Source organism: Streptomyces jeddahensis, assembly GCF_001642995.1.
GTDB lineage: Bacteria > Actinomycetota > Actinomycetes > Streptomycetales > Streptomycetaceae > Streptomyces > Streptomyces jeddahensis.
Genome location: NZ_LOHS01000084.1, coordinates 126,936 through 139,745, shown reverse-complemented (window position 1 = coordinate 139,745; position 12,810 = coordinate 126,936). Strand labels below are relative to the sequence as shown.

Genomic DNA, 12,810 nt, shown 5'->3' with positions numbered 1-12,810 from the left:
TCAGTCCCCTTCCTCGAGGACCGCCAGATCGCGTTCGGCGTACATGCGGTGCCACCACTCCGCGTTGAGGACGACCAGCAGGCACTCGCGGACGGGGAAGGTCTCGCCCTCGTCCGGCCAGCCGGGACCCACGAGCGGCTCGGTCCGGCGGTCGAGCTGCTCGTCGGTCAGGCCGTCGACCACCCGCCGCATCATGGCCATCGCCTCGAGCCGTACGGCGAGCGCCTCGTCGAGCGACGGGCGCGCGTCACGGTCGTGCGGCACTCCCGGCCGCGGGCCCATTTGGTCCCACGGCAGGGACAGCGGATGCCACGGGCTGGGATCTCCCAGGATGCAGCGGCCGACCCACGACTCCGTCGCGAACGCGAGGTGGCGCAGGGTCTGGATGAAGGACCACTCGCCGTCGACCGACGCGTGCAGCATCTCCGGAGGCAGCCGGCGCGCCCGCGCGACGGTCGACTCCCACAGCCGCTCGTTGAGGCCCCAGGCCTCCCGGAACCCCTCGGGGCTGGTCGTCCGGAACTTGGGTCGGTCGGGGTGCCGACGGTCCAGCTCGGCCTCCACCAAGGGCGCGACGTCAACCCCGTTGATGACGAGGCCATGGATATCGCCGTCGATGGTGGCGTCGACCATCTCGACGCCACGCATCACGACCTGGTGGAGCTCACATGCCCGGAACGTCGCCCCTTTCAGGCTGACCGTGGTGAACCGCGCCCCCGTCATGTCTGCGCGCTCGAACTCCCTGCCCCGGAGGTCGGTGACGTCACTGTCGCTCATGGCGGCCAGACTAGGGCTGGAGCGCTGCCCGACGTCGGCAGATCGAGCGCACCGTCCCAAGCGCCGCAATCAGCCCACCCGCAATCAGCCCGCCCCGCCGTCAGAATCGGGCTTACCGTCAGAATCGGGCCCGCCGTCAGAATCAGTGCGGCAAGCGAGCCTGACTCTTGGGGCGGCGGTTCAGCGTTGCCCGAGGAACGCGGCCGCCTGCCGCGGGAAGGGCCGCTGAAGCCTCACCGCCCGCTCTCCGAGGCGGCCCGCTGCCAGGCCGCTTCCCTCAACAGCCGCAGTCCGTTGAGGCCGACGATGACGGTGGAGCCTTCGTGGCCTGCGACGCCGAGCGGCAGGGGCAATGTGCCTGCAAGGTCCCAGACGACGAGCGCGGCGATGAACGTCCCTGCGATCACGAGGTTCTGCACGACCAGCCGCCGGGCGCGGCGGGAGAGGGCGATCACGGCGGGCACCGTGGCGAGTTCGTCGCGGACGATCACCGCGTCGGCGGTCTCCAGGGCGAGGTCGGAGCCGGCCCGGCCCATGGCGACGCCGGTGTGGGCGGCGGCCAGCGCCGGGGCGTCGTTGACGCCGTCGCCTACGACCAGGACCTTGCGGCCCGCGCCCTCGAACTCCTTGACCGCGCTCACCTTGTCCTGCGGCAGCAGTCCGGCCCGTACGTCCCCGATGCCGACCTCAGAGGCCAGCCGTGCGGCAGCGCGCGGGTTGTCGCCGGTCAGCAGCGCGGGCGCGGCGCCGGTGAGGGCGGTGAGAGACGCGACGGTGGCGGCGGCGTCCGGACGCAGCCGGTCGGCCAGCCCGAGGACGCCGACCGGGATACCGTCGACTTCGACCAGGACGGCGGTACGCCCGCCCTCCTCCAGCTCGGCGGCGATGGCGGCCGCATGTGCGGCTGTCGCGTGTGCGGCCGTCGCGTCGGTCGCTCCGTCGAGCAGCCGGCCCGGCGCCCCCACAGCGACGGGTCGCCCGTCGACGATGGCGGTCACTCCCACACCGGGCGTGGATTCGAAGTCCTCCGCGGGGGACAGCGACAGACCGCGCTCCCGCGCCGCGTCCACGATGGCCCGCGCCAGCGGATGCTCGCTGGGGTGCTCAGCCGAGGCCGCAAGCCGAAGCAACTCCCGCTCCCCCAGGCATGACGAGGGCAGCGGCCGCACGTCTGCCACCCGCGGCACGCCCTCGGTCAGCGTGCCGGTCTTGTCCAGCGCGACCGCGTCAACCTGCCCCAGACGCTCCATCACCACCGCCGACTTCACCAGAACACCGTGCCGTCCTGCGTTGGCGATGGCCGACAGCAGCGGCGGCATCGTGGCCAGTACCACGGCGCACGGGGATGCCACGATCATGAAGGTCATGGCCCGCAGCAGTGCCTCGGTCAGCTCCTCGCCGAACGCGAGCGGCACAGCGAACACGGCGAGCGTCGCCGCCACCATGCCCAGTGAGTAGCGCTGTTCGACCTTCTCGATGAACAGCTGGGTGGGCGCCTTGGTCTCCGATGCCTCCTCGACCATCCGTACGATCCGGGCGATCACCGAGTCGGAGGCGTCACGTTCGACCTGGACGCGCAGCGCGCCCGTGCCGTTGAGGGTGCCCGCGAACACCTCGTCGCCGGGTTCCTTCGCCACCGGGAGCGGTTCGCCGGTGATGGTCGCCTGGTCCACCTCGCTGGCCCCGTCCAGCACCCGGCCGTCGGCGCCGACGCGCTCCCCCGGCCGTACGAGGATCAGGTCGCCGACAGCCAGCTCCTCGACAGGGACGGTCTGTTCGGTGCCATCCCTGCCCAGCCGGGTGGCCGTGGCCGGCGCCAGATCGAGCAGTCCGCGCACGGAGTCGGCGGTCCGGGCCGTGGCCAGCGCCTCCAGCGCACCAGAGGTCGCGAAGATGACGATCAGGAGGGCACCGTCCATCACCTGCCCGATCGCGGCCGCACCCAGCGCCGCGACGACCATCAGCAGGTCGACATCCAGCGTCTTGTCCTTCAGCGCCTTGAGCCCCTCCCAGCCCGGCTCCCACCCGCCGGTGACGTACGCCAGTGCGTACAGCGGCCCCCACAGCGAGACCGGGGTGTCGGTGAGCTGCAACGGCAGCGCGAGCAGGAAGAAGACGGTGGCCGCGGTGGCCCAGCGCACCTCGGGCAGCGCGAAGATCCGGGTGCGCCGCCGGGGCACGCCCGCGTCACGCGCATGCGCGGACACACCGGCCGAGGGCGGAGTAAGGGTGGAGGTCATCAGCGTCGGGTCCTTCACGAGGGACACGTCAGGGCATACGGGCAAGCGGCCGCACCGGCGGCTGCGACCCCCACCATACAGGAACACATGAAGACTGATTCATCTCTTCATGCCGGGCCGCTCCAGCTCCGTAGAATGAGGGGCATGGGCCACGGAGCTGACACCAGAACCGCCGCGACGGCACGCGAGCGCCTCGAGACCGTGGGCGCCGCCGACGTGGCCGCCACACTCCAGGCCCTGGCGACCCCATCCCGACTGCGCATCCTGGCCCGCCTCCAGGAGGGCCCGTGCGCGGCGACCGAACTCGCCGATGCCGTCGGCATGGAGCAGTCCGCCTGCTCCCACCAGCTGCGCCTGCTGCGCAACCTCGGCCTGGTCACCGGTGAGCGCCGGGGCCGCTCGGTCATCTACGCGCTGTACGACAACCACGTCGCGGAACTTCTGGAGCAGGCCCTCTACCACGTGGAACACCTGCGCCTGGGCCTGCGCGACATGCCGGCCACCGCCGTCACGGCGACAGCCGTCGACTGACCAGCGGGATCACGCCGCCGCACACAGACATCTCCCCTGGGCCTGGCACCACGCCAGGCCCAGGCTTGCGCACGCCGCTCGCCCGCAGGCCCGCACGCCCGCACGCCGAATACTGGGATCCGAATCCCACAACACATGATCCCCGCCGCCCCGCGCGCATACATGGACATGGATTTCATTTCCATCTACGGTGTTCCATGTATCGAACCGGCGAGCGCTGACGGGGGTGATCTGCCGTGGGCGGCCGCACGACCCGGCAGCGGAAGGCGGTCATGCGTGTGCTCGCGAGCTGTCAGGACTTCGTGTCGGCCCAGGAGTTGTACGCCCGGCTCGTCGCAGACGCCCAGTCGATCGGCCTGACCACCGTCTACCGCGCGCTGCGCGAGCTGGAGGCGGCCGGCGGCGTGGACGTCGTACGCGATGATGCCGGCGGACGGCTTTATCGTCAGCGTCCCGCCGAGGGGCACCGCCACTACCTGATCTGCCGCTGCTGCGGCAGCAGCCGCCCGGTGGACTCCGAGGTCGTCGAGCAGTGGGCGGACCGGATCGCCGCCGAGACCGGGTTCGCCGCGGTGCAGCACACCGTCGAACTCACCGGCCTGTGCGCCGGCTGCCACACCACCACGGGAGAAGGAGAGCCGCCGTGCCGTTGGGAGCCGGCACACCAGGACAACCGGGGCGAGCCTCGTAGCTGCGCGAACTGAAGGCGGCACGCCGCCGTTCCACCCGCGTGGGTCGCCCCCAATACCAAACCACACAGAACCACCGGAAAGGGCAAGTTCATGTCGCTCGACGTCTCCCCGCAGTTGCTCGCCGAAGCCGAGAACGGCGAGGTGCGGGAGGAGGACTTCATGGAAGCGGTCCGCACGTCCCTGCCGTACGCCTACGACCTCATCGCCCGCCTGGTCGCCCAACTAGGGGACGGCGACGCCGAGTTCGCCGACAACCAGACCCCGCCGCCCTCCGAGAAGGAACGCGGTCAGCTGTTGCGGGCACTGTCCAGCGACGCGATCCGCGGCAGCCTGGAACGGCACTTCGGCGTCGCTCTCGCCTTCCAGAACTGCCACCGCGTGGCCGTATTCCACCCCGAGGGCCGCGGCGGCGAGACCCACAGCCGCTTCACCTCCCTGCGCGCCCAGATCCTCAACCAGTCCCCCGAGCTCCGCGACTGCTGACCCCGCGGGAGCGCGTCACGTCCTCACTTCGCCGGGTGGAGCGGCGGAGCCGCGGTTTGGCCGCGCCCCCGCCGGCTCGCCGAGAGGGCGTGACGCGCGCAGGCCCGACCGCACCGCGCACGCCCTGGACCTGCCGGTACTGAAAAGCCGCACCGCCGTCATCGACCGCGGCACATAGCGTCAAGCCTTGGCAATGATTGTCACATCGATCGGATTCGGTCATGTTTTTGACATCCGTTTCCATCTAGCGTGATGCGGGCTCGGCTCGCACCGGCTCACCGAGCTCTCGTCAACGCCCCTGTTCCCACCTGTCGTGGAGGACCCATGCCCACGTTCCCGTCCCGGCGCCTGGCGCTCATCACCGGAGCCGCCCTGGTCCTCCTGACCGGCTGTGGCAGCTCATCGAACTCCGGCAGTGGCGGGAGCGACGGGAGCACCTCACAGAGCCCGGCCTCCTCGTCCGCAGTCACGGTGGTCGCCTCGACGAACGTCTACGGCGACATCGCGAAGCAGATAGGCGCCGGGAAGGTCGACGTCACCTCGATCATCAGCGATCCCGCCCAGGACCCCCACTCCTACGAGGCCAGCACCCAGAACCAGCTGGCGCTGTCCAAGGCCAAGGTCGTCATCGAGAACGGCGGCGGGTACGACGACTTCGTCGACCGGATGCTGAAGAGCAGCCGCTCTTCCGCCGAGGTGATCAACGCCGTCAAGGTGTCCGGCAGGACCGCCCCGAAGGGCGGCGAACTCAACGAGCACGTCTGGTACGACGTCCCCACCGTCGCCAAGCTCGCCGACCGCATAGCCGCTGCCCTGGGCAAAGCCGACCCCGACGACGCCGCCGCCTTCACCGGGAACGCGGAATCCTTCAAGGCGAAGCTGGAGCCGCTGGAGACGAAGGAGGCCCAGATCAAGAAGGACCACGAAGGCGAGGCGGTGGCCATCACCGAACCCGTGCCGCTGTACATGCTCGACGCGTGCGGTCTGGTCAACAAGACGCCCGAGGCGTTCAGCGAGGCCATCGAGGAAGGCGACGACGTCTCCCCCAAGACCCTGCAGGCCACGCTGGGCCTGTTCACCGGCAAGCAGGTCAAGGCACTGGTCTACAACGAGCAGACCTCCGGCCCGCAGACGGAGAAGGCCGAGGCCGCGGCCAAGGCGGCCGGCATTCCCGTCGTACCCGTGACCGAGACTCTGCCGAAGGGCGAGGACTACCTCGGCTGGATGACCGCCAACGTCGACGCGCTCGCGAGCGCGCTGGGCAAGTGAGGCGGCCCGGCATGGCCTTTGTGCCACGGGCCCGCCACGGCGGGACCATGTCCGGAGCAGGTACGGGCGGCAGCGACACCGCGGCGGTGATCAGTCTGCGCGGGGCCGCCCTGTCCTACGGCGAGCGCGTGGTGTGGCGCGATCTCGACCTCGACGTACGGCCCGGGGAGTTCCTGGCCGTGCTCGGACCGAACGGAGCGGGCAAGACCAGCTTCGTACGGGCGCTGCTGGGCCGGCAGCCGCTGTCCGCCGGAGAGCTGACCGTCCTCGGCAGGCCTCCGCGCGACGCCGCCCGGCACCTCGGCTATGTCCCCCAGCAGGCGGAACTGTCCGCACAGGCGATGGTGCGCGCCCGCGATCTCGTGCGCTTCGGGATCGACGGGCACCGCTTTGGACCACGGGTGCGCACAGGCGCCGTCCGCCGCCGGGTGGACGAGATCCTCGCATCGGTCGGGGCCTCGGCGTACGCCGATGTCCCCCTCGGGCTGCTGTCGGGAGGCGAACGGCAGCGCGTACGCATCGGACAAGCCCTGGCGACCGACCCGCGCATCCTGCTGTGCGACGAGCCGCTGCTGTCCCTCGACCTGCACCACCAGCAGGCCGTCACCGAACTGGTGGACGCCCGGCGCCGCTCCCACGGCACGGCCGTGGTCTTTGTGACGCACGAGATCAACCCGGTGCTCGGCCTGGTGGACCGGGTGCTGTATCTGGCGCGGGGCGGTCACCGGGTCGGGACCCCGGAAGAGGTCCTGACCTCCCATGCGCTGTCGCAGCTGTACGGCACGCAGGTCGACGTCGTCCGCGTCCACGGCCGCGTCGTGGTCGTCGGAGCCCCCGACGGCACGGCCGCGCCGCCGCACCACCCCCACGACGCCGACAGAGCCCACGCACTCCACGAGACGGACGGAGTGCGCCCATGACGCTCGCCGACGGGGTCTGGCAACAGATCTTCAGCTTCGACAACTACGGCGAACTCCTGGCACTGGTCCGCAACTCCCTCATCGTCGGCGCCGCGCTAGGCCTCGTCGGCGGCCTGGCCGGAGTCTTCGTCGTCATGCGCGACCTGCCCTTCGCGGTGCACGGCATCAGTGAACTGTCGTTCGCGGGCGCGTCGGCGGCACTGCTGCTGGAGACGAACATCGTCGCGGGCTCTATCGCCGGCTCACTCCTCGCGGCCGGTGCGATCGGGATCCTGGGCGCGCGCGCCCGCGACCGCAACTCGGTCATCGGCATCATCATGCCGTTCGGCCTCGGACTCGGCGTGCTGTTCCTCGCCCTCTACAAGGGCCGGGCCGCGAACAAGTTCGGCCTCCTCACCGGGCAGATCGTCGCCGTCGACACCCCGCAGACGACCTGGCTGCTCGGCACCTCCGCCCTGGTACTGATCGCCCTGGCGGCCATGTGGCGCCCCCTGGCCTTCGCCAGCGCCGACCCCGACGTCGCCGAGGCCCGCGGCGTGCCGGTGCGCGCACTGTCCTTCGCCTTCATGATCGTGCTCGGACTCGCGGTCGCCCTGTCGGTGCAGATCGTCGGCGCGCTGCTGGTCCTCAGCCTCGTCGTCACCCCCGCTGCGGCCGCCGCCCGCATCACCGCCTCACCAGTGCTGCTGCCAGTGCTCAGCGTGGTCTTCGCCGTACTCTCGATCGAGGGCGGCATCCTGCTCGCCCTGGGCAGCAGCATCCCCATCAGCCCCTACGTGACAACGATCTCCTTCACCGTGTACGCCGCCTGCCGCCTGGCGGGCACGTACCGCACCCGGCGGTGGGGGGCCGGAAAGACAGCCTCACAGCCTGCCTGACCGGTGAGCGCCAAGCACCCTGAGGCGGTCGTGAATGTCCGGGTGGATCGCCGCCCGGACCACGCCGTACCGATCGGCGACCTTGTCGGGGTGCCTCGGTAGCACCGGGCTTCAGCCCGCCGCCTTCCCACCCTCCGTGGGACAGGAGGCGGGCTCTCTCCGGTTCGGGGCCTGGGAGGCATCCGGCCCGGGCCCACACTGTGGCGGCACCGGGCCCGCCTGCTCGCGGTGCTTTCTGTCCAGCACCCGGGCCACCGCCGCATCCGTGCCGAGCTGCGCCCCGGTGGTCAGCCACTCGTCGTACTTCTCGTCGCCCAGGTGGTCGCGCACCAGCGCCTCGCACAACTCGTGCGACGCGTTGAACTGGCTGGAGCCGAAGCGGGGCAGCCCGACCGAAGGCCAGATCCGGCCTGCCACGCCCTGCAACAGGGCGGCCTCCGCGAAGTCTCCGTCCTCCGCCGTGACCAGCGCCAAGGTCTCGATCGCGAGCACCGTGCCGAGGAGATCGTGAAATCCGTGGCAGATGACGAGGAACTCCTCCAGCAGCTCCCGTGCCGCCGCCAGATCGCGGTCCGCCCAGGAGGCGAAGGCAAGGACGTACAGCGCGTACGCCAGGGCCCAGCGCTCGCCGTGGTCGTCGCATACCGTCCGCACGTCCTCGCAGAGCATGACGGCGCCCGGCAGATCGCCCTGCAAGGCCATCGCCATCGCCAGGCCGACCTGGCAGATCAGCACACTGCTGTTGAGCTCGCCGATCTCGTGGTACTGGTCGAGGGCTGACCGCAACAGCTGCTCACCACGTGGCACGTCGCCCGTGACCAGCTCGAGGAACCCGATGAGGTGCACCGCGCCGGTGGCCGCCGTGATGTTGCCGATACGTTTCGCCTCTGCCTGGCACTCCTGCAGTGCGGCCAGGGCGGGCACCATGTCGCCCTGCAGGATCGCCACATAGCCGAGCGCCCGCAGCGCCTTCAGCCGCGCGTCCTCGTTGTCGCAGGCCTGCTCCAGGCTCCGCTCCAGCCAGTGCCGGCCCTCCGCAAGCCGCCCGCAGCCGACCCAGTAGAACCACAGAGTGCCCGTCAGATACTGGCCGAGGTGCACCTCGCCCGGCTCTGACAGACAGTGGTCCAGGGCGATCCGCAGATTCGGCAGATCCGCATCGACGCGCGCCGCGACGTCCGGCTGCCGGGCGGAGAACCACTCCACCTCGCAGGAGGTGGCGAGCCCCACGTACCAGTCGCGGTGACGGCGCCGCAGCCGGGGGCCGTCGCCCATCGCCTCCAGCCAGTCGGCGCCGTACGCCCTGACGGTGTCCAGCATCCGGTAGCGCACGCCGGCCGGGGTCTCCTCGCGGATCACCACCGACTGCGCGAGCAGCTCGCCCAGCACGTCCAGCACGGCATCGTCGGCCAGCCCGAACCCGCCGCAGATGTATTCGGCGGCCTCGAGATCGAAGCGCCCCGAGAACACCGAGAGCCGCGCCCACAGCAGCCGCTCATCGGGCGTGCATAGCTCATGGCTCCAGCCGATGGCCGTACGCAGCGTCTGGTGTCGCGGCAGAGCACCACTCACGCCGCCCGTCAGCAACGTGAACCGGTCGTCCAGCCGCAACAGCAGCTGCGCCGGAGACAGCCCCCGCAACCTGCCCGCGGCCAGCTCGACCGCGAGCGGAATGCCGTCCAGGCGCCGGCAGACCTCCAGTACGTCGGGGAGATTGCCGTCGTGCAGCGCGAAGTCCGGCCGTGCCGCGGTGGCACGGTCTGCGAACAGCTCGGCGGCCTCCTGCGCGGGCATCGGGCAGAGCGGGAACAGCCGTTCGCCTTCGACGCCCAGCGGCCTGCGTCCCACAGCCAGCACCCGCAGGCCCGGCGCCCGTCTCAGCAGGTCCCGCACCAGTGACCGGCTGGCGTCCAGGAGGTGCTCGAACCCGTCCAGGACGAGCAGGAGCCGGCGCTCCGCAAGATGCTCGAGCAGCACCTGGCGTGGCGGCCGGGACGTGTGGTCTGTCAGCTCCAGCGCCTCGGCAACCGCGTACTCGACGAGGTGCGGCCGGCTCACCGACGCGAGCTCCACCAGCCAGACGCCGTCGTGTGGTTCGGCCAGCGACGCGGCCCGCGCTGCAAGCCGCGACTTTCCGACCCCGCCCACCCCGGTGACCGTGACCAGTCGTCCCGCCTCCAGCACACCCGTCAAAACCGCGAGTTCGGCCGAGCGGCCCACGAAGGCGTTGCGTTCGAGGGCCAGGTTGCCGGGCTTCGGCGGCCGGCAGGGGGGGTTGCTCGGGCCGTGACTCGAGCCGTCTGAGCGTCGCATGGCAGAGTCACCCTACTCGGGTGTGCGGCAAAACGCACAATTACCGCCGGTACGTACACCACTGACGTTCCGTCGAGGTTATGTCGGCGAAGACTTGGTGGTCGCTGCGGGGGCGAGGTGTTGACCTCAACCTTGATCGAGGTCTTAGCGTCTCCTCGTCAACCGAATCTGCGCATAGTGAGGTTCTGAGGATGGAATTCACCGACGCGGAACTGCTCACGCAACCGATGGGCTACTGGACCGGAGCGGCGAACCAGGCCATCGTCGGGCACATCAACGCCTCCCTGCACCAACTGGGCATCGCACAACGCCACTGGTGGTCCCTGTACCGGGTGAGCGAGAGCGAGCACGGGCTCACCCGCGAGGATGTGGCGAAGAAGATCGTCGAGGTGCGGCCGTACGTCGACGCCTCGGTCGTGGGGTCCGCCATCGACGACCTTCTCGAACGAGGCTGGCTCGAAGCGGACTTCGACGGTCGGCTGACGCTCACCGGTGCAGGGTCCACTGCCTTGGTGCAGATTCGGGACGACGTCATTCCCGGGGCTCTGGCCCGGGTACGGGAAGGCGTCAGCGACGAGGAGTTCGTACTCACCATCAAGGTGCTGCGCCGGATGATCGGCAATGTCGGGGGCAACACCGACTTCGTGCCCTGACCACGACGATCCGCCGCCGCGCGGTTCCTCAGGACGAGCTGTGCATCGGTTGATCTCAGTGTCGTTCGGGTCGTTCGGGTGGCTTGATCGCGACGAGTTCGACCTCGAAGCCGTCGCCGTTCTCCAGGTAAGCGGCGTAATGCTGTGCGCCGCCGGCATAGGGATGCCGCTCGGGGAACATCAGGTGCCAGCCGTGCTGAGCGGCGTTGGCGGCCAGCTTCTCGACGGTGGCAGCGTCTTCGACGTGGAAGGCCAGGTGGTTCAGTCCCGGGCGGCAGCGGTCGTGCTGTCCGGCAGTGAGGGCCGGGGACTGCTCGATGACCAGATAAGTGGGCCCGAGCCGCCAACTGCGGCCGCCCTCCCAGCTCTGGAACAGGGTGTAGCCCAGGGCCTCCAGCAGCCACCCGAACGAGGCAAGCGCGCGGTGGAGGTCCGGCACCCACAACTCGACGTGGTGAAGCGCGCCATGCACCGGTCGGCTCACGCGTTCGCCGCCTTGGCGCGCTCGAGGAGGTGCCCGCGTCCGAAGCGGGCTCCGGCCCGGAGGAGAGCGACCAGGTGGGACGCGTTCACGGCCGGCCTCCGCTGCTGATGACCACGGGGACGATGCGGGGCCCTCGACAAGGACGGTGGCGCAGTCGCGGGTCGCAACCGACGTGGAAACAGCCATGGCATATGGGCAAAGCCGTCAGATCAGTGGGCGTCGAACAGGGCGCTGACGGACTCGCCGTTGTGGATGCGCCGCACAGCCTCGGCCAGGGCCGGGGCGATCGACAGCACCCGCAGCTTGTCGGTGCGGTGCTCGATCGGGATGGGCACGGTGTTGGTGCACACGATCTCCAGCACGTCAGGCTGGTCGGACAGGCGCCCCAGTGCTCCCGCGGAGAACAGTCCGTGCGTGCAGGCGACGCGGATCGAGCGGGGTCCCAGCTCGCGCAGACGCTCCAAGAGCTCCAGGACGGTGCTGCCCTTGGCGATCTCGTCGTCCAGCACGATGACGTCGCGGTCGGCGATGTCCCCGATGACAGAACTGATGCTCACCCGGTCGTCGGCGAAGCGCTGCTTGGCTCCGGCGGCCACCTTCGTGCCCAGCAGCCGGGCGAAGGCCGCCGCCTCCTTGGCGTTGCCCAAGTCGGGAGAAACGACCGTGGTGTTGGACAGGTCATAGCGTCGGAAGTACTGCGCCAGCTCCTGCAGCGCATGCAGGTGGTCCACCGGGACGGAGAAGAATCCGTGCACCTGCGGCGAGTGCAGTGTCAGCGCCAGAACACGACTGGCTCCCGACGTGACCAGCAGGTCCGCCACCAGGCGCCCTCCGATGGAGATCCTCGGCGCGTCCTTCTTGTCGGAGCGGGCATAGGCGTAGTGCGGCATCACCACGGTGATCCGGCTGGCCGAGGCGCCGCGGGCGGCGTCGCACATCAGCAGCAGCTCGACGAGGTTCTCCTGAACGGGAGCCACCAAGGGCTGGACCAGGAAGACATCCCGTTCACGGCAGTTGGCCTGCAGCTGCACCTCGAGGCAGTCGTTCGCGAACCGGTCGACCTTCACCGGGCTCAGCGGAACTCCCAGGTGCGCGCACATCTCGGCCGCCAGCTCGGGATGGGCACTGCCACTGAATACGGCGATCTCCCGCACGACGCTCCTCACTTGATCCAGTGCGATGCATCCGCATGCTACTGGCCCCTGGGCCTGCGGCGCGGCAGGGATGCAGTGGCTCGGCAGGGGGGAAGCGGCTGAACCCGCTGATGGGTGGATAGCGTCCGGACATGCAGACCGGTGAGTTACTCGGCTCGGGCCGCAGCGCGGACGTTTCGCCGCAGAGGCCGGAGACATGCGAGCAGCCGACCCGGCCATGAACGAAAGCGAACCGCATCTTTCTCCGTGACGCCACAAAGCTGATCCACGAATTGACGTCCGCCCGGCCTCAACGGGCAAGCTGACTACCCAGTCGCCGTCTCAGGACGATGCGACAGGCGCCGGTCTCGATGGCGGCCGGATGCGCGCTCCCGGCAGGCAGGCCCGGCGCGGGATGCAGCTGCCGCGCTCCCTTC

The 12,810-nt window shown here is 70.1% G+C and carries 12 protein-coding genes; 7 read left to right on the top strand and 5 right to left on the bottom strand.

Annotated elements, in window-relative coordinates:
* Positions 1-777 carry a DinB family protein gene (locus STSP_RS18080; RefSeq protein WP_067278866.1) on the bottom strand — a complete coding sequence of 259 codons (777 nt, stop codon included), beginning with the start codon at positions 775-777 and terminating at the stop codon, positions 1-3.
* A gap of 233 nt (positions 778-1,010) precedes the next feature.
* Positions 1,011-3,017 carry a heavy metal translocating P-type ATPase gene (locus STSP_RS18075; protein WP_078067290.1) on the bottom strand — a complete coding sequence of 669 codons (2,007 nt, stop codon included), beginning with the start codon at positions 3,015-3,017 and terminating at the stop codon, positions 1,011-1,013.
* 144 nt (positions 3,018-3,161) lie between these two features.
* On the opposite strand from STSP_RS18075, the gene STSP_RS18070 reads away from it, so the two are divergent.
* From STSP_RS18070 to STSP_RS18045, 6 genes are all read left to right on the top strand, one after another.
* Positions 3,162-3,548: an ArsR/SmtB family transcription factor gene (locus tag STSP_RS18070; RefSeq protein ID WP_067278863.1), complete on the top strand. Its 387-nt coding sequence runs from the start codon at positions 3,162-3,164 to the stop codon at positions 3,546-3,548.
* 236 nt (positions 3,549-3,784) lie between these two features.
* The gene (locus STSP_RS18065; RefSeq protein ID WP_078067283.1) at positions 3,785-4,252 is read left to right on the top strand and encodes a Fur family transcriptional regulator; all 468 of its coding nucleotides are present in this window, start codon (positions 3,785-3,787) and stop codon (positions 4,250-4,252) included.
* A gap of 78 nt (positions 4,253-4,330) precedes the next feature.
* Positions 4,331-4,723: an SCO5389 family protein gene (locus tag STSP_RS18060; RefSeq protein ID WP_067278860.1), complete on the top strand. Its 393-nt coding sequence runs from the start codon at positions 4,331-4,333 to the stop codon at positions 4,721-4,723.
* Positions 4,724-5,047: 324 nt separating this feature from the next.
* Positions 5,048-5,992 carry a metal ABC transporter solute-binding protein, Zn/Mn family gene (locus tag STSP_RS18055; protein WP_067278859.1) on the top strand — a complete coding sequence of 315 codons (945 nt, stop codon included), beginning with the start codon at positions 5,048-5,050 and terminating at the stop codon, positions 5,990-5,992.
* A 47-nt stretch (positions 5,993-6,039) separates the two neighbouring features.
* Positions 6,040-6,912 carry a metal ABC transporter ATP-binding protein gene (locus STSP_RS18050; RefSeq protein WP_067279030.1) on the top strand — a complete coding sequence of 291 codons (873 nt, stop codon included), beginning with the start codon at positions 6,040-6,042 and terminating at the stop codon, positions 6,910-6,912.
* Positions 6,909-7,790 (top strand): metal ABC transporter permease, encoded by an 882-nt coding sequence (locus STSP_RS18045; RefSeq protein ID WP_067278856.1) that lies wholly within the window; start codon positions 6,909-6,911, stop codon positions 7,788-7,790. Before STSP_RS18050 ends, STSP_RS18045 begins: the two co-directional genes overlap by 4 nt.
* A gap of 111 nt (positions 7,791-7,901) precedes the next feature.
* On the opposite strand, the gene STSP_RS18040 is transcribed toward STSP_RS18045, so the two are convergent.
* Positions 7,902-10,103 (bottom strand): ATP-binding protein, encoded by a 2,202-nt coding sequence (locus tag STSP_RS18040; RefSeq protein ID WP_107441328.1) that lies wholly within the window; start codon positions 10,101-10,103, stop codon positions 7,902-7,904.
* 191 nt (positions 10,104-10,294) lie between these two features.
* On the opposite strand from STSP_RS18040, the gene STSP_RS18035 reads away from it, so the two are divergent.
* Positions 10,295-10,756: a MarR family winged helix-turn-helix transcriptional regulator gene (locus STSP_RS18035; protein ID WP_067278855.1), complete on the top strand. Its 462-nt coding sequence runs from the start codon at positions 10,295-10,297 to the stop codon at positions 10,754-10,756.
* 55 nt (positions 10,757-10,811) lie between these two features.
* Here STSP_RS18035 and STSP_RS18030 read toward each other — a convergent pair whose 3' ends face one another.
* Positions 10,812-11,240 (bottom strand): VOC family protein, encoded by a 429-nt coding sequence (locus STSP_RS18030; RefSeq protein ID WP_067278852.1) that lies wholly within the window; start codon positions 11,238-11,240, stop codon positions 10,812-10,814.
* Positions 11,241-11,449: 209 nt separating this feature from the next.
* Positions 11,450-12,394 carry a ribose-phosphate diphosphokinase gene (locus STSP_RS18025; protein WP_067278849.1) on the bottom strand — a complete coding sequence of 315 codons (945 nt, stop codon included), beginning with the start codon at positions 12,392-12,394 and terminating at the stop codon, positions 11,450-11,452.
* Positions 12,395-12,810 lie beyond the last annotated feature (416 nt).